Source organism: Variovorax sp. P1_G12, from assembly GCF_056405555.1.
In genome coordinates, this window is the sequence record NZ_JBFUBW010000018.1 from 13,434 (window position 1) to 39,959 (window position 26,526).

Sequence of the window (26,526 nt, forward strand, 5' to 3'; positions counted from 1 at the left end):
CCCATGGACGCCATCACCACCACACCGCGCGGCGATGCCGCGAACGACGCCGCGCGCGACGCCCGGCCTGACACCCTCGCCGACACCCACGCCATCATCGCCTGGGCGCCGCCCGAGGTCACCGCAAGGCAAGTCACCTACGCCACCTGGGTCTGCTTCTTCGCCTGGGCCCTGGCGGTCTACGACTTCATCCTCTTCGGCACCTTGCTGCCGCGGCTGGGCGAGCACTTCCAGTGGACGGCCGCCGAGCAGGCCCGGCTCAACACCTGGGTCACGCTGGGCACCGGGCTGGTGGCCTTCGGCATCGGGCCGATCGTCGACCGGCTCGGGCGGCGCAAGGGCATCGTCATCGCGGTCTGCGGCGCGGCGATCTGCTCGGGGCTGACGGCCGTCGCGGGCTGGGTGGCCGGCGCCTCGGCCGGGTTGGGCTTCGTGCTGCTGGTGTTGGTGCGGTCGCTGGCGGGGCTGGGCTACGCCGAGCAGACCATCAACGCCACCTACCTGAGCGAGCTGTTCGCCGTGGTCCACACCGACCCGGCCGCCACCCGGCGGCGCGGCTTCATCTACGCGCTGGTGCAGGGCGGCTGGCCGATCGGCGCGGTGCTGACGGCCGTGCTGGTCACCATCCTCTATCCGCTGGGCGAGCGCTGGTTTGGGGCGGGCGGGGGCTGGTCGCTGTCGTTCCTGTTCGCGATGTTTCCCGCGGGGGTGATCGTGATCCTGGGGCGCCGGCTGGTCGAGACGCCGCAGTTCCTCACGGCGCGGCGCATTGCCGACCTGCACAGCGCGGGGCGCCCGGCGGAGGCACGCCAGCTGGCCGCCGCGCACGGGGTCGCGCCCGACGAGGGCAGGGGCACGGGCCTGGGCGAGATGTTCGGCGGCGCGGCGCTGCGGCCGCTGCTGTCGCTGGGGCTGGCCTTCATGCTGAACTGGTTCGCGATCGTGATCTTCACGGTGCTCGGCACCTCGGTGCTGGGCGGCTCGGGCGGCACGCCGGGCAAGGGGGTGGATTTCTCGAACGCGCTGCAGGTGCTGATCGTCTCCAACCTGGCGGGCTTCCTGGGCTACGTGTTCCACGGCTGGCTGGGCGACCGCATCGGGCGGCGCAACACGGTGGCGCTGGGCTGGATGGTGGGCGGCCTGGCCTTCTTCGCGATGCTGCAGGCGCCGCAGGGCGACTTCTGGCGCATCGTGCCGCTGTACTCGCTGGGGCTGTTCTTCCTGATGGGGCCGTATGCGGCGGTGCTGTTTCTCATCGGCGAGAGCTTTGCCAGCCGCATCCGCGCGACGGCCGGGTCGTTCATCGGCGCGCTGGGGCAGCTGGGCGCGATCGTGGCGGGCTTCGGCATCACGCACACCCTGTCGATGGGGGCGGACTGGGTGCAGGCGGCGATGGTCTGGGGCGCGCTGCCGTGCCTGCTGTCGGGCGGGTTGATGTGGCTGGTGCCGCATGTGGACCCGCGGACCTTGAAATGAACTTCAACAACCACATCAGGGAGACCCCATGAACCGCACATTCAGATTCCTCGTCCTCACGGCCGCAGCGTCGGCGCTGTTGCTCGCCTTCGGCCCCAGTCGGGCCCAGACCGCCTATCCGATCAGGCCCATCCGCATGGTCGTCGGCTATCCGCTCGGCAGCCCGATCGACGGCAGCGCGCGGCTGGTCGCCACGAGGCTCGGGGCCGTGCTGGGGCAGCCGGTCGTCGTCGACAACAAGGCCGGCTTCGGCACCTTGGGCACCGCGGCGGCGGCGCGCGCGGCGCACGACGGCTACACGCTGCTGATGGGCAGCACCACGGCCATGACCATCGCGCCCCACCTCTACGCGAAGCTGCCCTACGATCCGCGCCGCGAGCTGGTGCCGGTGGCGCTGGTGGGGCGCTTGCCCCAGGTGCTGGTGGTGAACCCCGCCGTTCCCGCGGCCGACTTCAAGAGCCTGGTCGAGCTGTTGAAGAAGAGCGGCGGCACCCTCGACTACGCCACCTTCGGCAACGGCTCCAGCAGCCACCTGACCATGGAACTGCTGAAGAAAGCCGCGCGCATCGACCTGCGGCACATCCCCTACAAGAGCAGCGTCGCGGCGATCTCGGATGTGGTCGGCGGCCAGGTTCCGCTGGGCATGGACGTGCTGCAGTCGGCCCGGCCCCATATCGAGTCGGGCCGGCTGCGCGCGGTCGCGATCAGCGCCGAGGCCCGCTCGACCATGGCGCCCGAGTTGCCGACCCTGGCCGAGCTGGGCTATCCCGGGATCACGCTGAGCCCCTGGGTGGGCGTCTTCGCGCCGGCCGGCACGCCGGATGCGATCGTGCAACGCCTGGCCCAGGCGCTGACGGAGGTCATGGCCGCCCCCGACATGCAGGCGCAGCTCGCGAGGCAGGGCGCCGAGCCCATGCTCCTGACGGGGCCGGCCGCCCGCGCCTTCCTCGACCGGGACGGCGCGCGCTGGGCCGAGGCGGCGCGGGTTTCGGGCGTCCGGCTTGAGTGAGGGGGCCGGCATGAACGCGCCGCCCGAACTTTGAAATGACCTTCAACAACAACGACATCAGGGAGACCCCATGAACGCACCCACGCTCGCATCCGAGCCCGGCACCGAGGCCAAGCCGCCCAGCACGCTGTTCCCGCACCTGTTCTCGCCGCTCCAGATACGGGGCGCCCGCCTGCGGAACCGGATCATGTCGACCGGGCACGACACCACCTTGCCCACCGACGGCACCGTCAACGATGCGCTGGTGGCCTACCACGCGGCGCGCGCCCGCGGCGGTGCCGGGCTGATCGTCGCGCAGGTGGCGGGCGTGCACGAGACGGCGCGCTACACCTCCCACATGCTGATGGCGAACGACGACGCCTGCATCCCCGGCTACCGCCGCCTGGCCGAGGCGGTGCAGGCCCACGACTGCCGGCTCTTCGGCCAGCTGTTCCACCCGGGGCGCGAAATCATGGAGTCGGCCGACGGCCTGCTGGCGGTCGCCTACGCGCCGTCGAGCGTGCCCAGCGACCGCTTCCATGTCATGCCGCGCGCGCTAACGCCCGATCTCATCGAGGAGATCGTCCACGGCTACGGCCAGGCCGCGCGCCGCCTGCACGAGGCCGGGCTCGATGGCGTCGAGTTCGTGGCGAGCCATGGCTACCTGCCGTCGCAGTTCCTCAACCCGCAGGTGAACCGCCGCACCGACGGCTACGGCGGCGATCTGCACAACCGCCTGCGCTTCCTGCGCGAGGCGCTGGCCGAGATGCGCCGGCAGACCTCCGACCGCTTCGTGATCGGCATGCGCATCAGCGCCGGCGAGCGCGACGATGCCGGCCTCAGTGCCGACGATGCCCTGGAGAGCTGCGTGCGGCTCGAGCCCCTGCTCGACTATGTCAGCGTGATTGCCGGCACCTCGGCCTCGCTGGGCGGCGCCGTCCACATCGTGCCGCCGATGGCGATCCACAACGCCTACCTGGCGGGCGATGCGGCCACCTACAAGCGCAGGCTGCGCATCCCCATCTTCGTCGCCGGCCGCATCAACCAGCCGCACGAGGCCGAGCAGTTGCTGGCCCACGCCCAGGCCGATGTCTGCGGCATGACGCGGGCCCTGCTGTGCGACCCGCGGCTGCCCGTGAAGGCGCTGGCCGGCGAGGTCGACCACATCCGCGCCTGCATCGCGTGCAACCAGGCGTGCATCGGGCACTTCCACCGCGGGTATCCGATCTCCTGCATCCAGCATCCGGAGAGCGGGCGCGAGCTGGTGTATGGCCGCATCACGCGCGCGGCGCGGCGCCGGCGCGTGATGGTGGTCGGCGGCGGGCCGGGCGGCATGAAGGCCGCGGCCGTGGCCGCGAAGCGCGGGCACGAGGTCACGCTGTGCGAAGCCAGCGGCCAGCTCGGCGGGCAGGCGCTGCTGGCGCAGCTGCTGCCCCGGCGCACCGAGTTCGGCGGCATCGTCACCAACCTGGGCCACGAGCTGGCGCAATCGGGCGCGCGCGTGCTGCGCCACACGCCGGTGGACGCCGCCATGGTGCGCAAGGCCGCGCCCGAGGTGCTGATCCTGGCCACGGGGGCGCGCCCGTTCGTGCCGGAGTTCCCGGTGGACGACGGCATCCAGGTCCTCGATGCGTGGCAGCTGCTGCGCGGCGAGGCGAGGGCTGGGGGCCGGGTGCTGGTGGTCGACTGGCGCTGCGACTGGATCGGCACCGGCATCGCGGAACTGCTGGCGCGGCAGGGCTCGCAGGTGCAGCTGGCCGTCAACGGCACGCATGCGGGCGAGGCGCTGCCGCTCTACGTGCGCGACAACAACGCGGCCGAACTGCACCGGCTGCAGGTGCCGGTCACGACCTATGCGCGCCTGTACGGCTGCGACCGCAGCACGGTGTTCATGCAGCACACCGCGAGCGGCGAGCCGATCGTCTTCGAGGACATCGACACGCTGGTGCTGTGCCAGGGGCATGAACCGCTCGATGCGCTGGCGAGCGCACTGCGGCCGCTGGTCGGGCAGTTCATCGCCATCGGCGACTGCCTGGCGCCGCGGACCGCCGAAGAGGCGGTGTACGAAGGCTTGAAGGCCGGCTGGGCCATCTGAATCAACACAAGGGAGGCAATCAAGAATGAATCAACTGGACATCATGAACGAGGCCCCGTCCTCGTCGTTCCACCGCAGGCTGCTGCTGGCTTGCTGCGGCGGGCCGTTTCTCGACGGCTATGTGCTGAGCATCATCGGCGTGGCGCTGGTCGGGCTGATGCAGGACCTGTCGGTGAGCAGCGCCGAGTCCGGGCTGATCGGCGCGGCCTCGCTGGTGGGCATCTTCTTCGGCGCGATCATCTTCGGCTCGCTGACCGATCGCCTGGGGCGCGAGAAGATGTACGCGCTCGACCTCACCGTGCTGGTCGCGGCCTGCCTGGCCTCGGCCTTCGTCACCAGTGCCTGGCAGCTGATCGCGGTGCGCTTCATCCTCGGCCTGGCCATCGGCGCCGACTATCCGATCGCGACCTCGCTGCTGACGGAGTTCACGCCGACGCGCAAGCGCGGCTTCATGATCGGCCTGTCGGGCGTCTCGTGGCTGCTGGGGGCGATGGCGGCTTTCGGCGTGGGCGCGGTGATCGTGCAGCTGTCGGGCGGCTACCACCTGTGGCGCTGGATGCTGGCCAGCAGTGCCGTGCTGGGCGTGGTCGTGGTGCTGATGCGGCGCGGCATCCCCGAATCGCCGCGCTGGCTGGTCAAGAAGGGGCGCGTGCGCGAGGCAGAGGACGTGATCGAGCAGGTGTATGGCCGGCGGGTCGATCTGTCGGCGGCGCAGCTCGATGTCGACCATTCGCTCAAGGGCTGGGCCGCGATCCGCATGGTCTTCTCGGGCGGCTACCTGAAGCGCACGATCATGTGCGGGCTGCTGTACTTCGCCCAGATCACGCCGCAGTTCGCGATCTACACCTTCGGCCCGGTGATCTTGCTGAAGTTCGGGCTCAACGGCGGCTCGCTGGACATGGTCGGTTCCGCCGCGATCAGCGCGATCTTCGTGCTGGGCGCGTTGCCGGCGTTGAAGCTGATCGATTCGTGGGGGCGCCGGCCGATGTGCGTGATCCCCTTCGGGCTGATGGTGCTTCCGCTGCTGGCGCTGTGGTGGGCGCCCGAGGGGCCGGCGTGGTTCATCATCGCGGCCTTCTGCTGCTACGCCTTTCTGTCGGGCGGGCCCAGCCTGCTCGAATGGATCTATCCCAACGAGCTGTTCCCGACCGAAGTGCGGGCCACGGCCGTCGGCGTCGCGGTCGGCTTCAGCCGCCTCGGCGCGGCCACCGGCACCTACCTTGTGCCGGTCGGGCTGGACCGGCTGGATACGGGCGGCGTGATGCTGATCGGGGCGGCCATCACGGCGATCGGTTTTGTGGCCTGCCTGCGCTGGGCGCCGGAGACGAAGGGGAGGTCGCTGGAGGTGACTTCGGCGCTGGGGGGTGAGCGAGAGGGCGTGTATCAGAGAGACACCATGAATCTCACTGTGAGATGAGGGTCGTGAGATGAAGACAAGGCGATCCGCGTCTCCGTTTCCCACCGCGCGCCCGCTCAGGCTCCCACCGTCGCTCTACCTGCCGACTCCCAAGGCCAAGCCCACGCGCAGCGAACCCGCCGCCCTTGTCGGAACCCAGGTGAACCGCTTGCGCCAGGCTGCCGGCGTCTCGGCTCTGGAGCTGTCGCAGCGCTCGGGCGTGTCCCGCTCCATGCTCTCGCGCATCGAGAACGGCCAGGTATCCCCCTCTGTCGAGTCCCTGGACAGGCTGGCAAGGGCCCTGGACATTCCGCTTACACGCTTTTTCGCCGACCCGCGTTGCCGCACCGACTTCAGTCATGTGCCCTCAGGCAAGGGCCTTCGGGTGGAGCCTCTGGGCGCCGTCGCGGACTACCGCTACGAACTGCTCGGCCATGTGCTCTCCGGCAACCTGTTCGTCGAGCCCTATCTGGTCACGCTGCAACCCGATGCCCGGCCCCATGTGACGTTTCAGCATCCGGGCCTGAAGTTTCTATATCTTCTATCGGGCGCCGTGACCTATCGCTATGGCCCCAGGCGCGTGAAACTCCGCGTCGGTGATTCGTTGCTCTTCGATGCCACCGCACTGCACGGCATCGAGGACATCGGCACGCTGCCGGTGTCGTATCTCTCCGTGGTCTTTACTTTGCGTGGCTAGGCATTCTTCGCCTGGCGACTGTCGTCAACGGGGACGTTGAACAGGGCACGGTCACCGTCTTGCTGGGCGCGATGCCCAGCATCTGCGCCAGGAGGCGTTCAGGGCAGCTTGGCACGCAACCGGTCCAGTAGCGTGGGGGGAAGGGAAATCACGTCGTTAATCGTGGTGTCGTAACCGAGAGCGGAAGGACGCCTCTGCGCATCGACTCTCCAAAAGAAGCTGGGCCGTTCATAGTACGGATAGGAATACATCCTCTCGGCGAGCAGATGCTGGTCGCTTGCGTCGTAGAGTTGCAGAAGAATCGTGCCCCTCACCAAGTAACAAAAGCGACCGGAATAGGGAGGGGAAGCATAGGGAGGATCGTAAAGACTCTCGATCGGCTCCCACTCGCAGTTAGGAACCAGAGTCTTCCGCGTGTGAACATAGTTTGCATAGATGCACAACTGAATGATCGCGGCGAAAACGATCAGCCATTTGACCCAGCGGATGAGCATGCGCCAGAGTCTCGCAGCGCGGGGCGACACAGACGGAGACATCACAGCGGCACCCGAATTGGCGGGTTGAGCAGCACGTGGCGACGGTCCGTATAGATCATGAAGTCGCCGCCCTGCTTGTGGCGAGCGCGCCAGTCACGATAGTCCTTGTTGGTCACGGGGTAGAGCACACTGTCCTTGGCGTGCACATCGCCGTGGACCACTGGGTATTGCAACCAACCGTTGCCACCGGCCATGTGATGGGCTGGCACGACGGCGACATGGCTGGCGCTCCAGTGCCCGAGATATTGGTCGTCCGAGAACTCGAACGGGTCGCGGACATGCTCGCGGGCAATGTAGATCGCGATCAACGAGTTGCCGAGGCGCTGCGCCACTTTAGGGCAGCTTGGCACGCAAACGGTCCAGTAGCGTAGGGGGAACTGCAATCTCACCGCCATCATCTGAGGTGTCATAGATCAGCGACTTGGCACGCCCCTGCTCATCGGTGTCCCAAAAGAAACTACCTGCGTCGAGGTAGCGATACATCCGCTCGGCTAGGAGATGACGATCGTCTGCGTCAAAGAGTTGCAGGAGGATTGTGTACTTCTCGACGTAACAATAGCGAGCGGAATAGGGCGGCGGAGGATCATCCGGGAGGGCAAAGCGATCTTTGACTGGGTGCCACTGGCAAGTCGAGCCCTTGATCATTCGCGTGTGAACGTCGTTCGCATAGATGCACAACTGAATGACTGCGGCGAAAACAATCAACCATTTGACGCAACGGATAAACATGCGCCAAATTCTGGCAGCGCGGGGCGAGATGGACGGGTGTATCACAGGGGCACTCGAATAGGTGGGTTAAGCCGCACGGGGTAACGATCCGTGTAGATCATGAAGTCGCCGCCTTGCTTGTGGCGGGTGCGCCAGTCGCGGTAATCCTTGTTCGTCACGGGGTAGAGCACACTGTCCTTGGCGTACACGTCGCCATGGACCACCGGGTATTGCAACGAACCCTTGCCACCGGCCATGTGATGGGCTGGCACGACGGCGACATGGCTGGCGCTCCAGTGCCCGAGGTACTGATCGTCCGAGAACTCATAGGGGTCGCGCACATAGACCCATATGTGAGACACAGAGGCTTCGTTCTTCTGACGGTCGATCCGGGCGAAGTCAACCGCCGCATAGAAGTTGAAGGAGCCCAGTGCGCCGGTCAGGTCGTCGGGCACACCCCCTGCTGTGAAGTTCCGGTCAAGAAAACTGCTGATCCGCTGGCCGAAGCTTGAGTTCGCAGCCTTGAGTTGGAACTGGAATTTCTTGTGGAACTCCAGAAGGTCCGAACCCGCCTCACTCCAAGCCAAAACGCCGGATTGCTGGCGATAGGGGATCAGTACTTTGGCTAGCATCTTCATGGCCCGAGGGCTTCTTACCTCTTGCAGGATCAATTCATCAAACGCTTGTTTGGCCCGAGGGAATCGCAGCACCCAATCCATCTTGATCGTCGTATCGTCCACCATGGCGCGCGCGTAGCGGACACCGTTCTGCTCGATCTCGTCATTCAAGTCGTCTTTCGAGCGCGAATAGTTCTCGTACCCCGCGAACCACCGTCTCTGCAACTTGGCCGACATCGGCATCGACAGCTTGTCCATGGCCTTGGGCACGTCCTGGATATCGAAGGGCGGCACGCGGCTGGCTGGTGATGGTGGCGGTGCGGCAGGCTTTGACGGCGACGGTGGGCTCTCCACCCAATCGAAAAATGCTCTCTTTGTCTCCACCACCTTGGAGAGCACATTGAGAATATCCGCCCGAAAGAGTTCGCTTTGGCTCTTGCGCGCCGATCCCTCCTTGGTTGACTCAGTCGCTTGGGGCAATGGGCTTGCCAGCGGCGGAGGCGCCTTGTTCATCGATACACGCAGGTCTTCGATTTCGCACACATGGCCACGGCATTCCTGCCAGTCGCGAAAGAGATTGTTTTTTGATTTCAGGAACTCTATGGGTTCCTGGCGCTTGGGCGCATCCATGTTCTATTTCCTTGGTTGAGCCGCTTGAGCGTGCGTGAAATCTTAGGGTCGAGCGATACCGCAAGAAGGCCGAAGCGGCTTGGAAAGATCTGAGAATGGAAACGAAATCTGAACGCATGCACGCCTGGAATTTCATAGATCTGGCGGGTGTCTTTGCCCCGCGCGGCCTGCCCCTCGGAGAGAGGCCCAGCAACAGCGCCGATGCGCGCATCGTGGGTCGCTGTGGCCGGCCACCGTTCGCTTTGCGCCACGTCGTGCGCTGAGTCGCGCACTTCTCTGCGCGCCAGCCACTGACGCGGCCGTAGGGGTCGAATTACCCCCGTGCCGCCGGAGGCGAGGAGTAAGACCTTGCCCTCGAAAAACGTATCTCTTGCCGAGCGATGAAACTGGCAAGGAGAATCGCGACATGGCCATGCGCTGCTCGGGCATGCGCTCTCGGGAAATCTGTTCGTCGTGCCCTATCTGGTCACGCTGCAACCCGATGCACGGCCCCATGTGACGTTCCAGCATCCGGGCCTGAAGTTTCTATATCTTCTATCGGGCGCCGTGACCTGTCGCTATGGCCCCAGGCGCGTGAAACTCCGCGTCGGTGATTCGCTGCTCTTCGATGCCACTGCACTGCACGGCATCGAGGACATCGGCACGCTGCCGGTGTCGTATCTCTCCGTGGTCTTTACTTTGCGTGGCTAGGCACGAAGGGATCTCGTGCGGCGTCGCCCACTGCCGCACGAGGTCCCTGGATGAAGGCCTGGAACGAAGACTTGCTGGATGACCGTCAAGGCGAGAACTTGGCTGGTGCCATGAAGTTCGAGTTGGAGGACTCCCCTTCTGGCCGAGCGTCCTGCGGGACTCGAGCAAAGGGCTCTTGCACGTTGCCCTTCTTCGCTCACGCTCTGCGTACGGCGAGCTTGCGAACGAAGGCCAAGGCCGCGTGCTACTCTCGACGCTTGCCACAGCGAAAGAAGTTTGTTAGGGACCGAAGCAGCCCATTGACGGCATCTGAGGCTGTCGTTAGAACCTCAGCCACCCGCGCGATCGCCTCCATCTGAAGTACCCCGTGACGCGAGTTGCGTTTGCGCGATTTGGATTCAAAATCTCCGAAGTGCTCTTGCACATGAGCCAGCTTGAATGAAAGCCAATTCGATCACTCTGCATCGACTGTGGATGCTGCTCGCCCAAGCTGTGACCGTGGGTGCCGGCCTGCTGATAGCCTGGCATGCGTTCGGCCCTGCCGCGTCGCCGCCCGCCCGCAACGACGTCGTCACGATTCATGAGGCAGGCGGCGGTTCATCGCTGGCGAACACGATACTTGGGCGACGCGATACGGGCTATCGCTTGGCTGCGCGCAAAGCGTCGGCCTCGGTGGTCAACATCTACACGCGCAGCGCGCCAAGCCGCCGCAGCCGGCACGGGCAGGATTCGCTGAGCCTGGGCTCCGGCGTGATCGTCGCGGCACAGGGCTATATCCTGACTAACAACCACGTGGTCGACGGTGCGACTGAAATCGCCGTCATGTTGCCGAGCGGCAAGGTGGCTGACGCGCAGTTGCTTGGCCGCGACCCCGACACCGATCTCGCGGTGCTGAAGGTAGATGCGACGGAGCTCCCGCCGATCACGTTCGCGGAACCGGGTTCGGTACAGGTGGGTGACATCGTGCTTGCCGTGGGTGACCCGTTCGGGGTCGGACAGACCGTGACTCAGGGCATCGTCAGCGCAACCGGCCGGAACCGGCTTGGCATCAATACGTTCGAGAACTTCATCCAGACCGACGCAGCAATCAACCCCGGAAACTCGGGCGGCGCATTGGTGGACGTCGACGGCAACCTGGTCGGAATCAATGCGGCCATTTACTCGGAAAGCGGAGGATCCCAGGGCATCGGCTTCGCGATCCCGGTGAGCCTGGCGCGCGAGGTGATGGACCAGATCATCGCGCATGGGCGCGTCGAGCGAGGCTGGATCGGTGTGGTCGCGCGCGATGCCAAACGCAGCGTCCCCGATGCATCCGGCGCGGTGGTAGAGAAGGTTCAGCGCGGTGGACCGGGCGAGAAAGCGGGGTTGCGCGTTGGTGATACCGTCACTGCGATGAATGGCAAAAGCATCTCCGATGCCACGGCCCTCATCAACGAGACGGCGATGCTGGCACCCGGCAGCCGTGTCGAATTTAAGTTGACTCGCCACGGCGTGGCCATGGCCGTTGCAGTTGAACTGGGCCGGCGTCCAATGCCGGCAGAGAGGCGCCGGTGATGGTCATCACCGCCGACGCTCCGCGCGAACGGAGTCTTGATACGCCCGCTCATCGAGACGTCCTCCGAGTGACGCCGATTCGCGTGTACTCTGCGACCATCTGGCAGGCTAGGGTTCATCTAGACCCGAGGGCCGAAAGATGTCATGAGGGATGCGTCCTGTGTCTCAGTTCGGCCAACAGCAGACCCTCGACCCGGCCCTCCAATGCGACGCGAACGCATGTCCATTCCTCGCCTTCACGCTCTGAGCTCAATTGCCATTGGGAGCTTGATGGCAACATCGGTTCATGCACGCAGACGAGGCGGTGGTGGCAATGGTGGCGAGGACCCGTTTCCATGGCTCACAGAGTTCATGGCCTACATCCTCCTGGGCATGCTCGCCTTGGCCGTCGTGGGCGCGCTATGGCGCTACATCACCCGACCCTGCGCCGCGGAGCTGGCCCGGCGTGCTGCTGGCGAACCGGGTCGAATTCAATTGATCGATTCGCTCAGCGGCCTTTGGCGCCGGTCAACCGCGAGGCCATCGACGCGTTGGTAAAGATCGCAGCCCTCACTCCATCACGGACAACGATGAAAAAGTATTCCTATTTCGTACCAGCTGCATGCGCCTTGCTCGGCCTGACCAGCGTCGCGCACGCGGTCAAMATCGACATCAATGTGGGCACGCCTGCGCCGGTCTACGTCGCACCGGCGCCCGTGTACGTTGCCCCGCGACCGGTGTACGTGCCTCCGCCTGCACAGGTAGTGGTTGTGCCCGGCTGGTATGGCGAGCGCTACTACGATGGGCGTCGCTATTGGAGCCGACACGATTGGGAGGCCCGCGAGCGCTACGACCGAGACCATCATCACCACGAAGACAATCGTTACCACTGCCCGCCGGGCCACGCCAAGAAGGGCGAGTGCTGACCAGTCAGCCGGTCAATCAAATTGCTTGTGGCGGCGCATCCGCCCACGCCGCTACCTGCGGAGACAGCGCGACGCTGGCCAGTGCCTCAGTTTCTGCAACTCGGATTCCTGAAACTGCGATGACTGCACGCAACCGAATGCCTTGGCTTCCTCAGCAAACCGGTGAGCTGCATTCGGCAGCGCATCACGGCCTCGGAGGCGGTTCGCCACGCGCCCGACATTCGGCAATGCCCAGGTGCATCTCTTCGAGCGTCGGCGCTGCGATGGCGCCGCTCCACTGGGGCCCGGGCGTGTTTCATCGTGCCTTCGGCGTCCAGGCGGCATGCATACTGACCGTGCGATGGTCCTCGCCGCGGTAGACGGCAATCGGACTGGTCGCAGTCGTTCGTTGTTGGGAATGTTGCGACCCATGACGGACGAGATCACGCCGCACATTCCACGCCTTTTGCTTCCCAACGCTGAAATTCTCATCGCGATGGATGGTCGTGACGTTTTGCAACGATCTTCCCTGAGGCGAGTCCACGCCCGTTTCGGCTCGTGCGTTGATAGGCCATGTGCGTTTCTGACGCTTCGTCAGGAACCCGCAATGGGACGATCCGTGATCCCATAGGGGCGACTTGCCCCTTCAGCTACGACGTACAGGAAAGACCAATGAAGCTAAAACGACTGCACTTTGCGGCGACCTTTCTCGCGATCCTCATGAGCGCCAGCTTGGCGCCGATGGCATACGCCGGCGGTGGAGGTGGAGGTGGAGGTGGCGGCGGTGGTGGAGGTGGCGGTGTTGGCGCTGGCGGTGGTGGTCCTGGCAACGGAAACGGCGGAGGCAATGCGAGCGCCGCAGCTGCGGCGGCAGGTTCGAGCGGTGCTTCGGCCGCTGCTGGTCACGGAGGAGCGGCAACTCCCGCAACTCCGGCCACTCCAGCGACTCATGGGCTGACCCATGGAGTGGCAATGGCGGCGACCCCAGCTACTCCCGCGACCCATGGAACCCACGGGCACCACGGGCACCACGGAGCGGCCGCAACCCCCGCTATTCCGGCGACCCCTGCCACTCCTGCAGTTCACGGTGCGCGCGGAGCGCCTGCGACGCCTGCCATTCCTGCAACCCCGGCAACCCCAGCGGTTCCGTCGCGCGGGTAATACTCTTCCCGGGGCCGGAATCGAACCGGCACGCCTTGCGGCGGGGGCAGCCACGCTGGGAGGGTGCCGACAAACCCGACGCCTTGGGTTCAGCGCGCATGAGACGCCGCGCCACCGGCGCAAGACGTGCGCGCTCGTCGTCAAAACGTGCGTTGACCTGCCTTTTCGAGCGGCAGCTTCTTCATTCGTCGTGGCAAATCGCCAATTGGGGACGCGCCGACCGGAAGGACCGAAGCTCGCCCGGCCGCGACCGGCTAGAGTGTTGCGAGCGGGAACGGTAGGTGATGAGCTCGGCATCAAGCCCCGTGCCACTGCCCATGTACGAGAAGCGCGCGCGGCCTTCGCTGGCAAGGCTGCTGTCGAGCCAGAAGCATGTCTCGCAATCGCCGAACAGGTGCGTGAAGACGGACTCCGGGTCGGGATGGATGTCGAGGCACTGTGCGTGCACCGTGATTTCGTCGCGCCCCATGGCTGGAGGCCGGTTCGCTGCGGGATTGGCGGACGTGCGCTGTATGCGCCCGGTTTGCCATTCCTCGGTCAGTTCCCTGAAGTTGCGCAGCAACCTCGCCCCGTATTCCGTACTGATCGACTCAGGGTGGAACTGCACGCCCCACCATGGCCGGGCGAGGTGGCGGAGCGCCATGAGGGTGCCATCGGAGGTCCAGGCGAGCGGCTCCAGGTCGATGGGCAGTTCGGTGACGGCCAGCGAGTGGTATCTCACGGCTTCGAAGGGGTTGGGAATGCCCCGGAACAGATCCTGCCCGGTGTGGCTGACCCGGTCGAGGCGCCCATGCATGGGCCGAACAGCCAGGTCGACCCTGGCACCGCAGAAATGCGCGATGGCCTGGTGACCCAGACAGACGCCGAGCAATGGAACGCGGGTGTGGCGCAGCACGTCGTTGACCACCCCGAGATCCGCGGGGCGCTGGGGCCGGCCGGGCCCCGGGGAGATGACGATGTTGTCGAACTCGAGCGACTCGATCTCGAGCCAGCTCAGCTCGTCGTTGCGGATCACCCGCGGTGGCCGTGAATTGCTGGCGGCCAGGTACTGCTAGAGGTTGTAGGTGAACGAGTCGTAGTTGTCGATCAAGAGGGTCCGCATGCCTGGCTCCTTTCGGTTTGGGGGAGGGGCCATGGTTCGGCCGGAAGCGATTTGTCACAACTCTCAGATCAGGTAGGCGGGGGGCGGTGTGTTGTGGCGGCGCGCCGTCGGCATCGGGCATTTCCACCGCGGGCACCCGATCTGTTGCACGGAGAGCGGGCGCGACCGTGCCATTGTTTCTGCGGAACGAACACTGCAGTTCTTTTTCCGCCGTTTTCGCCCGGTTCTTTGGCCTCAAACTCTCGTCTACAGAGGCTGCTATGAACACGACATGGACTTTCATTTTGGCCGGCGCGGTGACCCTGGCGTCCGCGGCGGGAATCGTTACCGGTGAGGCCGCAAAGGGCGAGCTGCGCTTCGTAGAGGCGGCCACGTCCGTCTCCGCGAGCTCCGAGGCGTTCGCCTGGATGACCGGGGGCAAGACTGCGGTCGCCTCCGCCGCGTCCGCCGCTCAGTAGGAACGGCTGGCACGGCACCGGCCAGGGAGACGCGCGAGGCCGCGCCCTGGTCGGCAGGCTCCTACGTGCGGCCTGCGGCCTGATTTGGCCGAGCGCTTCTTCCGCGACATCAGCGACAAGCACATCCGGCGTGACAGGTTCACCAGCGTGGCAGAACTCGAACTGGCCATCGACCTGTACGTCGCCCATCACACCATCGATCCCAAGCCCTTCATCCGGACCGCGCGCATCCGACATCCCGGCCAAGGTCACGCGCACCAAGGTCGCTCTCGCGGCCTCTGCGGGATAAGTACAGAACAGACTGGCGCACTGGCGCACTGCACCTGACTCGAACTGCTTGAGCGAGCTCGGGTACATGTGGGCGGCTGCGTCGTCCTCGCTGAGGTCCATCACGGCGCGCAGCGCGTGCTCAGTCAGCACCGCGCGGCGGCGCATCGAGTCGCCGTACTCGCGCGTCGAGGTGCTGCCGCGGTGGCCGCAGCCAGGCGAGGCACTTTCAGAATTAGTTCCAGTTGGCGCAGACGTTTCCCATTGCTCTTGGGTTTGCGATGGGCGCTAATCCTCAAGGCGCCCCGTTGCCGCGGGCCCTGGAACTAGCTAACTGAATTTGGGGGAGCCCGCATTGGCCCAAGACATCTTTTTGAAATTGAGCGGGATCAACGGCGAGTCGCAAGACGCCACCCATAAGCACGAAATTGAAGTCCTGGATTGGGAGTGGGAGGTCACGCAGACGTCCAGCATGCACTCCGGCACCGGAGGCGGTGCGGGCAAGGCCACCGTGCACGACCTCTCGTTCGATCACTACGTGGACCGCTCGAGCCCCAACCTGATGAAGTACTGCCTGACCGGCAAACACATCGACACGGCCACGCTCGTCGTGAGAAAGGCGGGCGAGAAGCCGCTGGAGTTTCTGAAGATCACGATGGGCGATGTGATCGTGACCCAAGTTGCCCCAAGCCTCAAGACCACCATGCGGCAGGCAAGAGAAACGATCGGTCTCTCATTCGCGCGAGTGAAGCAGGAGTACACCATCCAGAACCAACAGGGTGGTTCCGGTGGCACGGTGTCGATGAGCTTCGACATCCAGAAGAACACCGAAACATAAGGGGGTCGGCATGGGTCTCTATATCGATCGTATCGGAATCGTTGATGCAGAACGAATCAAGGTCAAGATCTTCCCCCTCATTGAGCGCGGAAAGTTGGGCGCGGTGAATGGCATCGTGGTTCACCAGACAAGTAGCCCAACGGCACAAAGCGCCTTCAATTCTTATTCCCAAAAAGATTCCAAGGGGCGTGCCCCCAACGGTGCTCACTTTCTGATCGAAAAGGACGGACAAATTTACCAAACCGCATCCCTTTTCAGAGTAACCAACCACGTTGGCTATCTTCAATCAAGGTGCGTGATCACGCAGCAGTGCACGCCAACCGAGTTGAAGCACTCGCAAGCGCTAGAGCGTATCAAGGATGTCACTGCAAAATCGGAAGCAATTCACGCCAACGAGAAAAGGAAAAAATTTCCTGAACGATACCCTTTCAACGCAGACTCTATCGGAGTTGAGCTTGTGGGGGAGGCAGTCGGCGAGCGAAAACGCGAAATCTTCGTAACTACGACGGATGCGCAAAATGCGTCGCTTGCATGGTTGATGAAGGAGCTCGTAGACACTTTTAATGTTCGGATGAGTGAAATTTATCGGCACCCTCAAATCGGCAGAAAAAATAATACAGAGGCGAAGACTGCGAAATGGTAAGCGCAAAAACCCGATGGATGGTCAGATTTTCGACTGCCTTGGCCGTATTGGCGCTTTCATGTCAAGCGAACTCTCGAACGATTGGAAAAATCCAGATTTTGCAAACTGGAATTAACGCGAACCCTAACGAAGCGCAGCTGACCAAGGATTGCAAGCTATTTAAGCCAACCGTAAATCAGATTCGAAATTATTTCACTAAGGCCTATATAGTTCCTCATCGATTCGGTTTGCATGAGCGATATGCTCCTTGCTACGCGATTGGAACTCTCGAATTTAGTGATTTTGGGAAAGTGAGCTGGACTCTTACGTCAGCAGGCGTCGGCTCTATCAAATGGGACGAAGGCGAGATAGTCGACTTGTACTACAGGGGCTACAAGTGGGTCGACCCCACCGCGTGCAGCTACGGGTTGGGCGACGTCCTGGACTGCTGAACGGCGTGAGCGAAGTGTGCGCCGCAACGTGGGCGGCCCTGGAAGCACTCTGAGGCGAGCACTTCAAAATGGTGAATTTAAGGGCATTTTTTTTCGTTGTGGCAGTCRCATCGCCGCTTGCCCTTGCATCTGTTCACGTGAACGCTAGGACTATCAAAAGTGTAACCATCACGAAAACRGGCATCAACATGAATCCAGAGGAAGAGTGGCTAAACAAAGATTGCAAGAAGTTTAGACCCACTGTTCGGCAGGTAAAAAACTACTTTCAAAAAGCCTATTCCATTCCCAGGACTTATGGCACAAATGAACGATACGCGCCTTGCGTTGCTTCGGGAACAATCGTTTTCGGCGACTTTGGAAAAGCAGAATGGGCAATATCATCGGGCGGTGCTGGCTCATTGACGTGGAATGWGGGTGACCGCGTCTATTTGTTTTACAAGCACAACAAATGGTTCGATCCCACTGCTTGTTCTTATAGCATGGGCGACGAAGAGAATTGCTAAGTACGACCAAGTGGTAGGTGAAACGCGGCACTTGAAGTTCATGGTTCTCGCCGCGTCACTCGCCTTCGGCGTCAACGGTGAGGCCAGGACCGTACATAAGCTGGAAATCAAAGGCTATGGGTTGACCAATGAATCGGATGAACGAATCAGGGAGTTGTGCAAGGCATTTAGGCCGACGCTCAAGCAGGTTCGGAACTATTTCAACGAGGCGTACCATGTCGAAAGTTACGTTGGCACGACCGAGCGATATTCCCCTTGCATTGCATTCGGCACGTTGACCTACAGCGACGGCTCTTTTGGGGATTGGACCCTGCATTCGAGTGGTACTGCCTCGTTTATTTTTAATCGGGGCGATTCAGTTTCTTTGTTTTACAAACACAATAAGTGGAATGATCCCACCGCTTGCACCTATGGGCTCGGGTCCGTCCCTGACTGCTGAGCGGCGCGCGCGAAGCGTGTGCCGCGAGTGCAGGAAGTCCTTCTCGGCCAGCGCATCGTCGATCCCTGCTGTTGGGCGGAAAAAAAGACTGAGGCGAGTACAGCCACATGGCAGTAAGACTGATCATCGCGGTAGCCGCACTCGCCTTGGCATGCCAGGCGAACGCTCGGACTATCCAGAAGGTCGTGATCCTGGAAACTGGCCTCAATGCGTACCCCAGAGAGCCCGGACTGACTGAGGCTTGCAAAAAATTCAAGCCGACCGCGCGCCAGGTCAAAGACTTTTTCAGCAAGGCGTACCCCGTCCCTGGCAGGTTTGGCGTTCATGAGCGATATGCGCCCTGCTATGCGTCAGGCACCATGGAATTCAGCGACTTCGGCAAGGTGACTTGGGGCCTGTCGTCAGGCGGCACGGCCACCTACACGTTTGATGACGGCCACGGCGATACCGTGAAGCTGTACTACAGGGGCTACAGGTGGTTCGACCCTACGGCTTGCGAGTATGGGGACGGAGAAGTCGAGGTTTGCTGAGCGGCGCGAGCGAAGCGTCTGTAGGCGCCCTGTCTTTGGTCGGAAAAAAAAGACTGAGGCGCTGTGGCCTACGGTGCCTTGCCGTCTACGACCTGTTCTTCACGCTGATCGCGATGCTCAACCTGGTTTGCTGTGCGGCGGTGACCGTGGTGGGCGCGCAGCGCCGGAGAGTGTTCCGGGCCGGTTGAAAGCAGACGCTGCAGGCCTAGGTCACGCGCGCCAAGGCCGCTCTCTCGCGTCTCCCTCACATTGGGGATGACGCGCTCGGAAATGGCTAGGAGAGTGCGCCGTCGGGCAATTCGCGCGACGCTCTAGCCACGGCTGCTCGGCGGCAGTCTGGCCATCAATGACTCAATCAAGTCAGAAGGAATCATGGCAATACATTACGACCTCAAGCGCAGTGGGACGAAGTTCATGTTCAATCTGAAGTCCGCCAACGGCGAGATCGTTCTGACCAGTGAACGCTACACAACCAAACAAAATGCGCAGGGTGGCATCGCCTCTGTCAAGAACAACACGTCGCAGGAAATGCGCTATCGGCGACTGACCGCGACAAACGGGCAAGCGTATTTCACTCTCGTGGCTGGGAACGGGGAGATCATCGGGATGAGCGAGACCTACTCGTCGCCTGCGGCCAGGGACAACGGGATCAACTGGGTCAGGTTGAATGGGCCGGACGCGCCTACCGTCGACAACACGTAGGGCACTGACGCACGGCGTGGATCCCGCGGATGCGAAAAAGCCGCCTCAGTGGGGCGGCTCACCCTGTTGCATGGATTCAGGTTGCTTCGTCCGGGCATCCTCTGGACTGTCATGGGGTCCGTCATGAGTCGGCACCGGCAAGTCGCCGACGTCGAGAGCATCCTCTTTCATCAGGCTGTCCCATTCTCGAAGCATCTCCCGCGGTACATCCGGGTAGAGCTTCTGCAGCTCGTCGAGAGCCTGGCTCGCAGTAGCGTCCTTGAGTTTCCTGTCAATGATTTCGAACGCCAAGATGAACGGAAGCGCCAGAAGGACAATCAACGCGAACAGCGGACCCACTGCGAGCGCGACGAGCACGACCACTGGTGCAGCCACGATGACCAAGATCACCCTGCCGATCAGCCTCAAATGCTTCATCAAGTACGCCATGCGCGAATCACTCCAACCAGGACAGTCTTGGGCACAATCAGCAGGCGAACCTTTGTAGTAGGACAACGCCACCATCGACCACGAGGACTTGAGAGTGTGAGATCTGCACTCTATGGCTCGCATGCCGAAGGTCCAACACGACGCCCCTACGCCATGTGAGGTTAGACGTGGAGTTCATGAACTTGTCGTCGACGAACGGGTAAGGTGCCGTTCGCGAAACCAGACAGAACAAGGTCGCGTAATACAAAAGCCCGCATCGTGCGGGCTTTGCTGTTGTTGGACACCTTCACTTTCGCGGTCGCCTCGCACGGGATCGCTTGTCGAACTATCATGATCAGAACAACGCACTGACGACAGTCATTGCAAACCATCCCCGCTTCGGCGGGGTTTGCTTTTTTGGCGAGTGCATTACTAGTAAGAAAGCATGAACGAGGCTGCCACATCATGAGGGTACTTGTCTGTGGTGGTCGCAATTACGACGACTGGGCATACATTGTTCGTGTCCTTGACCGCGTTCACGCCCGCCAACCAATCACCCAGCTCATCGAGGGTGGCGCGACGGGAGCCGATGAGCTCGCACGTCGTTGGGCCAAAGCACGCGGTATCGAGGTCGCCACATTCATCGCTGACCGGGTTCGCTATCAGGGTCGTGCCGGACCCATCAGAAACGCTCAGATGCTGCGCGAGGGGCGTCCGGAACTCGTTGTCGCGTTCAAGGGGGGTCGCGTGACCGCGCACATGGTCACCATCGCCTCGGCAGCGCTCGTGCCGGTGTTGAAGACCTGGCGGCTTGAGGGTGAGACACCGCCGTTTGAATAGCGAAAAATGCAAAGCCCCGCATCGTGCGGGCTTGGGGCACCTTCCGACCTTGTATGGATCGTGTTCTGCACCAGGCCGGTCGGCCGGTCTCGCGTCTCGAGCTCGATGGGGTCTCCGGGGGGCGTGACGCTGAAGTCGCTCGAGCGGGCACAATGTGGATTTCGTATACCGCGTAGCGCCGAGCAATGGAAGCACTGAACATCGATGGCAAATTGGGCGAGCGCCATGCGCCGCTGACCAAGCTTGTCCTGACGGCGCTGCGCGAGCGGATCCTGAGCGGGGAGCTGGCGCCGGGCGAGCGCCTGGTCGAGGGCCGCCTTTCCGAGGAGCTCGGCGTCTCGCGCATGCCGGTCCGGGAGGCGCTGCGCGCCCTGGCGGCCGAAGGCATCGTCGCCATCGAGCCCAGGCGCGGCGCGACGGTCACCACCTTCACGAAAGAGCAGATCCACGAGATGGTCGAGGTGCGCGCGACGCTCGAGGCACTCAACGCCAAGCTGGCGGCGCGGCGCCACGATCCGGCGCAGATCGCCAAGCTCGAACGCATCCTGGCCGAAGGCTCGCAGCTCACCAGCGATGACGATCTGGCGCGCATCTCGGCCCTGAACCTCGATTTTCACGAGGCGCTGGGCAACGTCGCCGCCAATTCGGTGCTGCAGGAGATCATGCGTTCGCTGCGCGAGCGCACCGCGCTCTTCTTCACCGTGAACAACCGCGAACGCATGCACGCCAACTGGCAGGAGCACGCCGCCATCCTGCGTGCCGTGGTGGCCGGCGATGCCGAGCTGGCGGCGCTGCTCGCGGCGCGCCATGTCTACAGCGCGGCCGAACTCCCGGGGACGCTTGCGCCGACGGCGCCCTCGGCGTCGAAGACGCCCGACTGAGACGCTGCCGGCTCAGCCGCCCGCGAGCCGGCGCCAGGCCAGGCCGGCCAGCGCCACATCCTCGAGGCCGACCCCGACCGACTTGTAGACCGTGATCTCCTCCGGGCTGCGGCGTCCGGGCACGCGGCCGCTCACGAGTTGCGCGAGCTCGACGATCTTTTCATCGGGCAGCACGCCTTCCGCGGCCTGCACCAGTTCGCCGGCCTCGCGCAGCGACTGCCGCCGCCATTCGACCGCCACCAGCGCCGCGCGCGACAGCGCGACGTCGTCGAGCTCGCGGGTGTGCGGCAGGCTCGAGCCAACAGCGGCAACGAAGCAGCCCGTGGGCAGGCGCTCTCCCGGGAAAAGCGGTGTGGCGGCGCGCGATGCCGTGACGACGATGTCGGCGCCGTCGAGCGCTTCGTCGGCATCGCACTGTCGCACCGGCACGCCGCCGCACTTCTCGGTGAGGCTTTCCGCCAGCCCCGCGGCAGGGCGTGGCGTGCAGACGCGGATGCTCTCGAGGCCGAAAGCGGCCGCCATCTGTACCGCGTGGGCCTGGCCCTGCGCACCCGCTCCGAACAGCGCCAGGTTTCGTGCGTCGGGGCGTGCCAGATGGCGGGCGGCGATCACCGAGCAGGCGGCGGTGCGCAGCCGCGTGATGGCACCGGCGTCGAAGGACGCCAGCGGCCGGCCGTCCTCGGTCGAGAACAGCAGGATCACGAAGGAGAACTGTCCCTTGATCGTGGTGTAGACCTTGGCGCCTGCAACGCCTTGCCCAGGGATGACTGCACCCAGCGTCGAGAGCTTGACGCCGCCGGCCTCGGTGCGGATGCGCTCCTGCATCGCGGCCGTGCCCTCACCGAAACGCAGGAAGGCGTCGCGCAACACCTGTTGCGCATCGGCCGGCGAGACCAGCGCGTCGACCATCGAATCGGTGATGTGTTGCAAGGCGACTCCAGCGAAATGTCAGAAAGCGATGACTTCGCGCACCAGCAAGGCGATGGCGCCGAAGGCGGACAGTGCCAGCAGCAGGCCGCGCACCGCGCCGCGCGACACGCGGCGATGGAGCGGGCCCGAGAGTGCAAAGCCCGCCACCATCAAGGGCAGCAGCCAGGCACTGAGCCACAGCTCGTGCCGGCCGAAGCGGCCGACGCTCGCCAGCATCACCAGCGAGAAGGCGGCGCCGACGAAGAACACGCAGCCCAGCGTGGCGCGCAGCCGCGGCGGCGGCAGGTACTGCATGACCAGGGCGAATGGCGGTGCGCCCGCGGACGTGATGGTGCCCATCAGCCCCGAGGCGATGCCGGCACCGACCATGTTGCCGCGCGAGGCGTCGATGCGGCGGCCGCTCAGGCTCAGCACGACACCCGCCAGGATGAAGAGCGCGAACATCACGGTCAGCAGCTCGGCAGGCAAGAGCAGCAGGCACACCGCGGCGCCCAGCGTGCCGACCACGCGGCCGATCAGCGCCACGCCCGCAGCGGCCCAGTCGACCTGGTCGAACTCGCGCAGCGCCGACATCAGGGCCAGCGGCCCGCCGAGCGCGAGCAGCGGGCCCGGCGCGAGTTCGGGATAGAACAGGGCGGCGATGGGCGCCGAGAACATCGCGAAGCCGACGCCGCCGATGCCTTGCAGGCAGGCGCCCACCAGCACCATCGCGGCCATGCCGGCGTAGTGGCCCAGGCTCATGCCCTCGGGCAGCAGTGAAGCGATCATCTCTTGATGTCGCGCGGTTGCCAGGACACGGCGATGTCGCCGTTGACGAAGGTCTGGCAGGCCATGCGCCAGCCCTGCTTCACCTCGTCCTCGGACAGGTGCCTCCTTTCCTTGGCCTTGATGGCGTCGGTGTGCTCGACGCCGTTCTCGATGCGGCACTTGCAGGTGCCGCAGAGGCCGCCGCCGCACTTGAAGGGGATGCCGCCCTGTTCGCGCAGCGAAATGCGCAGCAGGTTGCCGCCTTCGGGCGCGGAAACGACCTTGGCGTTGTTGCTGAGAAAGGTGATCTGGATCATGGAAGGGGGAAGGGCCGCCGCGGGCGGCGGCATGGGAGTCAACTGGGCACCAGCACCACGTCGGCATCGCCTTCGTGCACCAGGTGCCGCAGCGCGGCGCGCGCCAGTTCGACGGTTTCGAACTTCTCGAAGAACTTGATCGGCACGTGGTTGACGACCTCGGGCGGCGTCTCGTCGATCACCGTGACGCGGCAGTCCGACACGACTTCCGCGATCACGAAGCGCGCCTTGCAGCGGCCGAAGAAGAAGTAGTCGGCGGACTCGACGCGCCGCAGGCCCTCGACGAGTTCGGTGCGGAATTGCCCGGGCTTGCTGGTCAATATCAGGTACATGGCGTGGGAGATGTCAGGCCGGCAGCGCGTCGTCTTGCGCCAGTTCGATGTCCTGCTGCACCCAGAGCTGGCAGGCCAGGCGCCAGCCGGCATCGAGCCGTTCGCCGAGCTGTTTCTTTTCCTTCCAGTTCGGCGGCGGCAGGTGCTCGGCGCCGGCCAGCACGCGGCAGGCGCACTTGGAGCACTTGCCCATGCCGCACTCGTAGCGCAGGTGGGGATACGGAAACTGCTTGATGCCGGCGCGCACCACCAGGTTGGTGTTGTCCTTGACCTCGTCGCGATAGACCTGGCCGCCTTTGTGGAAGGTGATGATGGGCATGCGCGCGGCTGTCTGGAAAGCGGATCGGCCAGATGCTCAGGCGGCTTCGAGCACCGCCGGCTGCGCGGCGCCCTCGGCGCCTTCGACGGCCACGTAGTCGTGGTACAGGGCCGTCGTGTAGAGCAGGCGCATCTGGGCACCGACTTCGCAGATCTTCAGGCAGCGCTGCTGCAACTCGACGGTGGTCGCGTGCTCGAGCACGATCTGGTAGCCGCGCTCGCCGTGGATCTCGTCCGAGACGATGTGCAGGTCGAAGAATTCCACTTCCTCATCGGTGAAGCCGTATTTCTCGCGCAAGGTGGGCGTCTGCTTGCGGTAGATCGACGGCACCTGCGACTCGAGGCCCACCACCAGGCCGGCGACGGCCACGATCGGGTCTTCGCGCATCGCCACCGCGTAGCACCAGCTTTGCAGGCCGCGCGTGGTCGGCGACATGTTGTCGGGGTCGATCACGCGTTCGCGCGTGGTGCCGCAGGCTTCGGCAAAGCGGATCAGCAGGTCAGTGTGGCGATCGCCGCCGATCTCTTCCTCGTACATGTTGGCCAGCAGGAAGTCCTTCGCTTCGGTGAAGCGGTCGGGCATGCGGGCATAGAGATAGCCGAGGTAGTCGGCGAAGGGGCCGACGTAGTGGTAGTGGTTCTCGGCCCAGCGCGCCAGGTGCGCACGGCTCAGCGTGCCGCCGGCCCAGGCCAGGCTGAAGGGGGAGGTGTTGGCGCTCCTGCCCTTGATGGCGTTTTCGAGGGCGGTCCGGAATTCGTCGCGGTTCATGAGGGCGGGCATGCGGGCTCCTGGTCGAGTGGTGAGATGAAATTGGGTTTTGTGTGGATACTGTATACCAACAATCGCCCACTCTGCAACCCTGCACTCACAGGAGATTCCTGATCTTGCCGTTTTTGTTGGTATACAGTATTCTCAGATTGACTCAACCGCCACCACGCGCCGAAATGACCCACGCCTCATCGACACCCTTCCAGAACCACATCGACGGAGCCTGGGTTTCCAGCAGTTCCGATCGCACCTTTGACAACATCAATCCCGCAGACGCGCGGGAGGTCGTGGGGCGCTTTCAGGCTTCGTGCGCCGACGACGCCAGGGCGGCCGTGGCCGCGGCGGCTGCGGCGTTCGACGGCTGGCGGAAGACGCCCGTATCCAGGCGCGCTGCGATCCTCAATGCCGCGGCCCAATACATGGAGGCCAACGCCGCCGCCTTCGCCGAGGAACTGACCCGCGAAGAGGGCAAGCCGATGGCCCAGGCCAGGGACGAGGTCCTGCGTTCGGCGCAGACGCTGCGCTTCTACGCGGTGGAAGGCCAGTCTTTTTCGGGCGAGACCTTTCCGCAGGACGACCCGGACATGGTGGTCTACAGCCAGCGCGAGCCGCTCGGGGTGGTGACGGTCATCAGCCCCTGGAACTTCCCGGTGTCGATTCCGGCGCGCAAGATCGCGCCGGCGCTGATCACCGGCAACACGGTGGTCTTCAAGCCCTCGTCGGACGCGCCGCTGTCGGGTCTGCGCCTGGCCGAGTCCCTGATCCAGGCCGGCCTGCCGAAGGGCGTGCTCAATTTCATCACGGGGCGCGCCTCGGAGGTCGGGCCGGTGATCACCGAATCGCCCGCCGTGCGTGCCATTTCGTTCACCGGGTCGACGGCGGCGGGCGAGCAGATCCACCGCGCGGCCGCCATGACCACGCGCACCCAGATGGAGCTCGGCGGCAAGAATCCGCTGATCGTGATGGACGACGCCGACCTCGACCGCGCGGTCGACCTCGTCATCAAGGGCGGCCTGTCGCTCAGCGGCCAGGCCTGCACCGGCACCAGCCGCGTGCTGGTGATGAAGGCAGTGATGGGCGCCTTCACCGACAAGCTGGTCGCCAAGGTGCGCACGCTGAAGATCGGCAGCGGCATGACGCCGGGCATGGACCTCGGCCCGCTCGCCACGCGCAAGCAGCTGGAGACGGTGCTCGGCTACATCGAGATCGGCAAGTCGGAGGCCACCTTGCTGTGCGGCGGCGAGCAGCTCACCGAGGGTGAATTCGCCCACGGCTTCTACGTGACGCCGGCCATCTTCACCGACGTGACGCAGCGGATGCGCATCGCGCGCGAAGAGATCTTCGGCCCCGTGATCGCGCTGATCGAGGTCGACGGCTATGACGATGCGATCGCCAAGGCGAACGACACCGAATACGGCCTGTCGGCCGCCATCGCCACCACCAGCCAGGTGCATGCGCACCGCTTCGCGCAGGACATCCAGTCGGGCACGGTGAAGATCAACCGCACCACCACCGGCAACCTGATCAACGCGCCCTTCGGCGGCCTGAAGCGCTCGAGCACCTCGACCTTCCGCGAGTCGGGCCGCACCGGCCTCGAGTTCTATACGCAGATCAAGACCGTCTACCGCGGCTGCTGATC

General features: G+C 64.2%; 29 protein-coding genes and 1 pseudogene. 18 read left to right on the top strand and 12 right to left on the bottom strand.

The window, feature by feature from the left end; genetic code table 11:
• The first annotated feature begins 3 nt into the window (after positions 1-3).
• The 5 genes from AC1D2O_RS20715 (at position 4) to AC1D2O_RS20735 (ending at position 6,652) form a co-directional block, all read left to right on the top strand.
• Positions 4-1,476 carry an MFS transporter gene (locus tag AC1D2O_RS20715; protein WP_478091295.1) on the top strand — a complete coding sequence of 491 codons (1,473 nt, stop codon included), beginning with the start codon at positions 4-6 and terminating at the stop codon, positions 1,474-1,476.
• A 28-nt stretch (positions 1,477-1,504) separates the two neighbouring features.
• Positions 1,505-2,485, top strand: a complete 981-nt coding sequence (locus tag AC1D2O_RS20720; protein ID WP_478157831.1) for a Bug family tripartite tricarboxylate transporter substrate binding protein — start codon at positions 1,505-1,507, stop codon at positions 2,483-2,485.
• Positions 2,486-2,555: 70 nt separating this feature from the next.
• Positions 2,556-4,559, top strand: coding sequence for an oxidoreductase (locus tag AC1D2O_RS20725; protein WP_478092939.1), 2,004 nt, complete (start codon positions 2,556-2,558; stop codon positions 4,557-4,559).
• Between the two features lie 25 nt (positions 4,560-4,584).
• Entirely contained in the window at positions 4,585-5,976 is a 1,392-nt protein-coding gene (locus AC1D2O_RS20730) for an MFS transporter (protein ID WP_478092942.1), read from the top strand.
• A gap of 139 nt (positions 5,977-6,115) precedes the next feature.
• Entirely contained in the window at positions 6,116-6,652 is a 537-nt protein-coding gene (locus tag AC1D2O_RS20735) for a helix-turn-helix domain-containing protein (protein WP_478157832.1), read from the top strand.
• Between the two features lie 98 nt (positions 6,653-6,750).
• Here the strand turns inward: AC1D2O_RS20735 and AC1D2O_RS20740 are convergent, their stop codons facing one another.
• The 4 genes from AC1D2O_RS20740 to AC1D2O_RS20755 are packed head-to-tail and all read right to left on the bottom strand — an operon-like array spanning position 6,751 to position 9,143.
• On the bottom strand, positions 6,751-7,146 hold the full coding sequence (locus tag AC1D2O_RS20740) for a hypothetical protein (RefSeq protein ID WP_478092944.1): 396 nt from the start codon (positions 7,144-7,146) through the stop codon (positions 6,751-6,753).
• A gap of 41 nt (positions 7,147-7,187) precedes the next feature.
• Positions 7,188-7,520, bottom strand: a complete 333-nt coding sequence (locus AC1D2O_RS20745; RefSeq protein WP_478157833.1) for a DUF6402 family protein — start codon at positions 7,518-7,520, stop codon at positions 7,188-7,190.
• Position 7,521: 1 nt separating this feature from the next.
• Positions 7,522-7,917: a hypothetical protein gene (locus tag AC1D2O_RS20750; protein ID WP_478092950.1), complete on the bottom strand. Its 396-nt coding sequence runs from the start codon at positions 7,915-7,917 to the stop codon at positions 7,522-7,524.
• Between the two features lie 41 nt (positions 7,918-7,958).
• Positions 7,959-9,143: a DUF6402 family protein gene (locus tag AC1D2O_RS20755; RefSeq protein WP_478157834.1), complete on the bottom strand. Its 1,185-nt coding sequence runs from the start codon at positions 9,141-9,143 to the stop codon at positions 7,959-7,961.
• A 411-nt stretch (positions 9,144-9,554) separates the two neighbouring features.
• On the opposite strand from AC1D2O_RS20755, the pseudogene AC1D2O_RS20760 reads away from it, so the two are divergent.
• The 3 genes and pseudogenes from AC1D2O_RS20760 to AC1D2O_RS20770 all read left to right on the top strand — a co-directional run.
• Positions 9,555-9,833: pseudogene (locus AC1D2O_RS20760) on the top strand (cupin domain-containing protein); the annotation flags it as partial.
• Positions 9,834-10,271: 438 nt separating this feature from the next.
• Positions 10,272-11,387: a S1C family serine protease gene (locus AC1D2O_RS20765; protein WP_478157835.1), complete on the top strand. Its 1,116-nt coding sequence runs from the start codon at positions 10,272-10,274 to the stop codon at positions 11,385-11,387.
• Between the two features lie 569 nt (positions 11,388-11,956).
• The gene (locus AC1D2O_RS20770; protein ID WP_478157836.1) at positions 11,957-12,292 is read left to right on the top strand and encodes a PXPV repeat protein; all 336 of its coding nucleotides are present in this window, start codon (positions 11,957-11,959) and stop codon (positions 12,290-12,292) included.
• 1,321 nt (positions 12,293-13,613) lie between these two features.
• Here AC1D2O_RS20770 and AC1D2O_RS20775 read toward each other — a convergent pair.
• The gene (locus tag AC1D2O_RS20775) at positions 13,614-14,447 is read right to left on the bottom strand and encodes an anthranilate synthase component II (protein ID WP_477650825.1); all 834 of its coding nucleotides are present in this window, start codon (positions 14,445-14,447) and stop codon (positions 13,614-13,616) included.
• 347 nt (positions 14,448-14,794) lie between these two features.
• Between AC1D2O_RS20775 and AC1D2O_RS20780 the strand changes: the two genes are divergently transcribed.
• From AC1D2O_RS20780 to AC1D2O_RS20810, 7 genes are all read left to right on the top strand, one after another.
• Positions 14,795-14,992, top strand: coding sequence for a hypothetical protein (locus AC1D2O_RS20780; RefSeq protein ID WP_478157837.1), 198 nt, complete (start codon positions 14,795-14,797; stop codon positions 14,990-14,992).
• Positions 14,993-15,076: 84 nt separating this feature from the next.
• A complete protein-coding gene (locus tag AC1D2O_RS20785; RefSeq protein WP_477650399.1) occupies positions 15,077-15,319 on the top strand; it encodes a hypothetical protein in 243 nt (80 codons plus the stop codon).
• A 295-nt stretch (positions 15,320-15,614) separates the two neighbouring features.
• Complete coding sequence (locus AC1D2O_RS20790) at positions 15,615-16,097, top strand: Hcp family type VI secretion system effector (RefSeq protein WP_477650400.1); 483 nt, start codon at positions 15,615-15,617, stop codon at positions 16,095-16,097.
• A 10-nt stretch (positions 16,098-16,107) separates the two neighbouring features.
• Complete coding sequence (locus AC1D2O_RS20795; RefSeq protein ID WP_477650401.1) at positions 16,108-16,740, top strand: peptidoglycan recognition protein family protein; 633 nt, start codon at positions 16,108-16,110, stop codon at positions 16,738-16,740.
• An 845-nt stretch (positions 16,741-17,585) separates the two neighbouring features.
• Positions 17,586-18,113, top strand: coding sequence for a hypothetical protein (locus tag AC1D2O_RS20800; protein ID WP_478157838.1), 528 nt, complete (start codon positions 17,586-17,588; stop codon positions 18,111-18,113).
• A gap of 107 nt (positions 18,114-18,220) precedes the next feature.
• A complete protein-coding gene (locus tag AC1D2O_RS20805; RefSeq protein WP_477650404.1) occupies positions 18,221-18,643 on the top strand; it encodes a hypothetical protein in 423 nt (140 codons plus the stop codon).
• Positions 18,644-19,015: 372 nt separating this feature from the next.
• Positions 19,016-19,345, top strand: a complete 330-nt coding sequence (locus AC1D2O_RS20810) for a YegP family protein (RefSeq protein ID WP_478157839.1) — start codon at positions 19,016-19,018, stop codon at positions 19,343-19,345.
• Positions 19,346-19,390: 45 nt separating this feature from the next.
• On the opposite strand, the gene AC1D2O_RS20815 is transcribed toward AC1D2O_RS20810, so the two are convergent.
• Positions 19,391-19,774 carry a hypothetical protein gene (locus tag AC1D2O_RS20815; protein ID WP_478157840.1) on the bottom strand — a complete coding sequence of 128 codons (384 nt, stop codon included), beginning with the start codon at positions 19,772-19,774 and terminating at the stop codon, positions 19,391-19,393.
• A 444-nt stretch (positions 19,775-20,218) separates the two neighbouring features.
• On the opposite strand from AC1D2O_RS20815, the gene AC1D2O_RS20820 reads away from it, so the two are divergent.
• On the top strand, positions 20,219-20,593 hold the full coding sequence (locus AC1D2O_RS20820) for a DUF2493 domain-containing protein (protein WP_478157841.1): 375 nt from the start codon (positions 20,219-20,221) through the stop codon (positions 20,591-20,593).
• 185 nt (positions 20,594-20,778) lie between these two features.
• On the top strand, positions 20,779-21,474 hold the full coding sequence (locus tag AC1D2O_RS20825) for a GntR family transcriptional regulator (RefSeq protein WP_478094222.1): 696 nt from the start codon (positions 20,779-20,781) through the stop codon (positions 21,472-21,474).
• Positions 21,475-21,486: 12 nt separating this feature from the next.
• On the opposite strand, the gene AC1D2O_RS20830 is transcribed toward AC1D2O_RS20825, so the two are convergent.
• Genes AC1D2O_RS20830 through AC1D2O_RS20855 form a run of 6 tightly spaced genes read right to left on the bottom strand, consistent with a single transcriptional unit; the run spans position 21,487 to position 24,899 of the window.
• Positions 21,487-22,404 carry an ornithine cyclodeaminase family protein gene (locus AC1D2O_RS20830; RefSeq protein ID WP_478094224.1) on the bottom strand — a complete coding sequence of 306 codons (918 nt, stop codon included), beginning with the start codon at positions 22,402-22,404 and terminating at the stop codon, positions 21,487-21,489.
• 18 nt (positions 22,405-22,422) lie between these two features.
• The gene (locus AC1D2O_RS20835) at positions 22,423-23,172 is read right to left on the bottom strand and encodes a sulfite exporter TauE/SafE family protein (RefSeq protein ID WP_478094226.1); all 750 of its coding nucleotides are present in this window, start codon (positions 23,170-23,172) and stop codon (positions 22,423-22,425) included.
• The gene (locus AC1D2O_RS20840) at positions 23,169-23,468 is read right to left on the bottom strand and encodes a 2Fe-2S iron-sulfur cluster-binding protein (RefSeq protein ID WP_478094228.1); all 300 of its coding nucleotides are present in this window, start codon (positions 23,466-23,468) and stop codon (positions 23,169-23,171) included. Before AC1D2O_RS20840 ends, AC1D2O_RS20835 begins: the two co-directional genes overlap by 4 nt.
• A gap of 38 nt (positions 23,469-23,506) precedes the next feature.
• Positions 23,507-23,800: a ferredoxin gene (locus AC1D2O_RS20845; RefSeq protein WP_478157842.1), complete on the bottom strand. Its 294-nt coding sequence runs from the start codon at positions 23,798-23,800 to the stop codon at positions 23,507-23,509.
• 13 nt (positions 23,801-23,813) lie between these two features.
• Positions 23,814-24,119, bottom strand: a complete 306-nt coding sequence (locus AC1D2O_RS20850) for a 2Fe-2S iron-sulfur cluster-binding protein (protein WP_478157843.1) — start codon at positions 24,117-24,119, stop codon at positions 23,814-23,816.
• A 36-nt stretch (positions 24,120-24,155) separates the two neighbouring features.
• Positions 24,156-24,899, bottom strand: a complete 744-nt coding sequence (locus tag AC1D2O_RS20855; protein ID WP_478157844.1) for a TenA family transcriptional regulator — start codon at positions 24,897-24,899, stop codon at positions 24,156-24,158.
• A 164-nt stretch (positions 24,900-25,063) separates the two neighbouring features.
• Here AC1D2O_RS20855 and AC1D2O_RS20860 point away from each other — a divergent pair, with 164 nt between their 5' ends.
• Complete coding sequence (locus tag AC1D2O_RS20860; protein WP_478157845.1) at positions 25,064-26,524, top strand: aldehyde dehydrogenase family protein; 1,461 nt, start codon at positions 25,064-25,066, stop codon at positions 26,522-26,524.
• Positions 26,525-26,526 lie beyond the last annotated feature (2 nt).

What these genes read in the sequence shown, in the direction of transcription:
- AC1D2O_RS20725 (WP_478092939.1), top strand. Translation starts at nt 2,556, where the DNA reads ATGAACGCACCCACGCTCGCATCCGAGCCCGGCACCGAGGCCAAGCCG.
- AC1D2O_RS20750 (WP_478092950.1), bottom strand. Translation starts at nt 7,917, where the DNA reads ATGTTTATCCGTTGCGTCAAATGGTTGATTGTTTTCGCCGCAGTCATT.
- AC1D2O_RS20730 (WP_478092942.1), top strand. Translation starts at nt 4,585, where the DNA reads ATGAATCAACTGGACATCATGAACGAGGCCCCGTCCTCGTCGTTCCAC.
- AC1D2O_RS20850 (WP_478157843.1), bottom strand. Translation starts at nt 24,119, where the DNA reads ATGCCCATCATCACCTTCCACAAAGGCGGCCAGGTCTATCGCGACGAG.
- AC1D2O_RS20845 (WP_478157842.1), bottom strand. Translation starts at nt 23,800, where the DNA reads ATGTACCTGATATTGACCAGCAAGCCCGGGCAATTCCGCACCGAACTC.
- AC1D2O_RS20740 (WP_478092944.1), bottom strand. Translation starts at nt 7,146, where the DNA reads ATGCTCATCCGCTGGGTCAAATGGCTGATCGTTTTCGCCGCGATCATT.
- AC1D2O_RS20855 (WP_478157844.1), bottom strand. Translation starts at nt 24,899, where the DNA reads ATGCCCGCCCTCATGAACCGCGACGAATTCCGGACCGCCCTCGAAAAC.
- AC1D2O_RS20780 (WP_478157837.1), top strand. Translation starts at nt 14,795, where the DNA reads ATGAACACGACATGGACTTTCATTTTGGCCGGCGCGGTGACCCTGGCG.
- AC1D2O_RS20815 (WP_478157840.1), bottom strand. Translation starts at nt 19,774, where the DNA reads ATGGCGTACTTGATGAAGCATTTGAGGCTGATCGGCAGGGTGATCTTG.
- AC1D2O_RS20825 (WP_478094222.1), top strand. Translation starts at nt 20,779, where the DNA reads ATGGAAGCACTGAACATCGATGGCAAATTGGGCGAGCGCCATGCGCCG.
- AC1D2O_RS20820 (WP_478157841.1), top strand. Translation starts at nt 20,219, where the DNA reads ATGAGGGTACTTGTCTGTGGTGGTCGCAATTACGACGACTGGGCATAC.
- AC1D2O_RS20805 (WP_477650404.1), top strand. Translation starts at nt 18,221, where the DNA reads ATGGCAGTAAGACTGATCATCGCGGTAGCCGCACTCGCCTTGGCATGC.
- AC1D2O_RS20860 (WP_478157845.1), top strand. Translation starts at nt 25,064, where the DNA reads ATGACCCACGCCTCATCGACACCCTTCCAGAACCACATCGACGGAGCC.
- AC1D2O_RS20810 (WP_478157839.1), top strand. Translation starts at nt 19,016, where the DNA reads ATGGCAATACATTACGACCTCAAGCGCAGTGGGACGAAGTTCATGTTC.
- AC1D2O_RS20795 (WP_477650401.1), top strand. Translation starts at nt 16,108, where the DNA reads ATGGGTCTCTATATCGATCGTATCGGAATCGTTGATGCAGAACGAATC.
- AC1D2O_RS20755 (WP_478157834.1), bottom strand. Translation starts at nt 9,143, where the DNA reads ATGGATGCGCCCAAGCGCCAGGAACCCATAGAGTTCCTGAAATCAAAA.
- AC1D2O_RS20715 (WP_478091295.1), top strand. Translation starts at nt 4, where the DNA reads ATGGACGCCATCACCACCACACCGCGCGGCGATGCCGCGAACGACGCC.
- AC1D2O_RS20840 (WP_478094228.1), bottom strand. Translation starts at nt 23,468, where the DNA reads ATGATCCAGATCACCTTTCTCAGCAACAACGCCAAGGTCGTTTCCGCG.
- AC1D2O_RS20835 (WP_478094226.1), bottom strand. Translation starts at nt 23,172, where the DNA reads ATGATCGCTTCACTGCTGCCCGAGGGCATGAGCCTGGGCCACTACGCC.
- AC1D2O_RS20765 (WP_478157835.1), top strand. Translation starts at nt 10,272, where the DNA reads ATGAAAGCCAATTCGATCACTCTGCATCGACTGTGGATGCTGCTCGCC.
- AC1D2O_RS20720 (WP_478157831.1), top strand. Translation starts at nt 1,505, where the DNA reads ATGAACCGCACATTCAGATTCCTCGTCCTCACGGCCGCAGCGTCGGCG.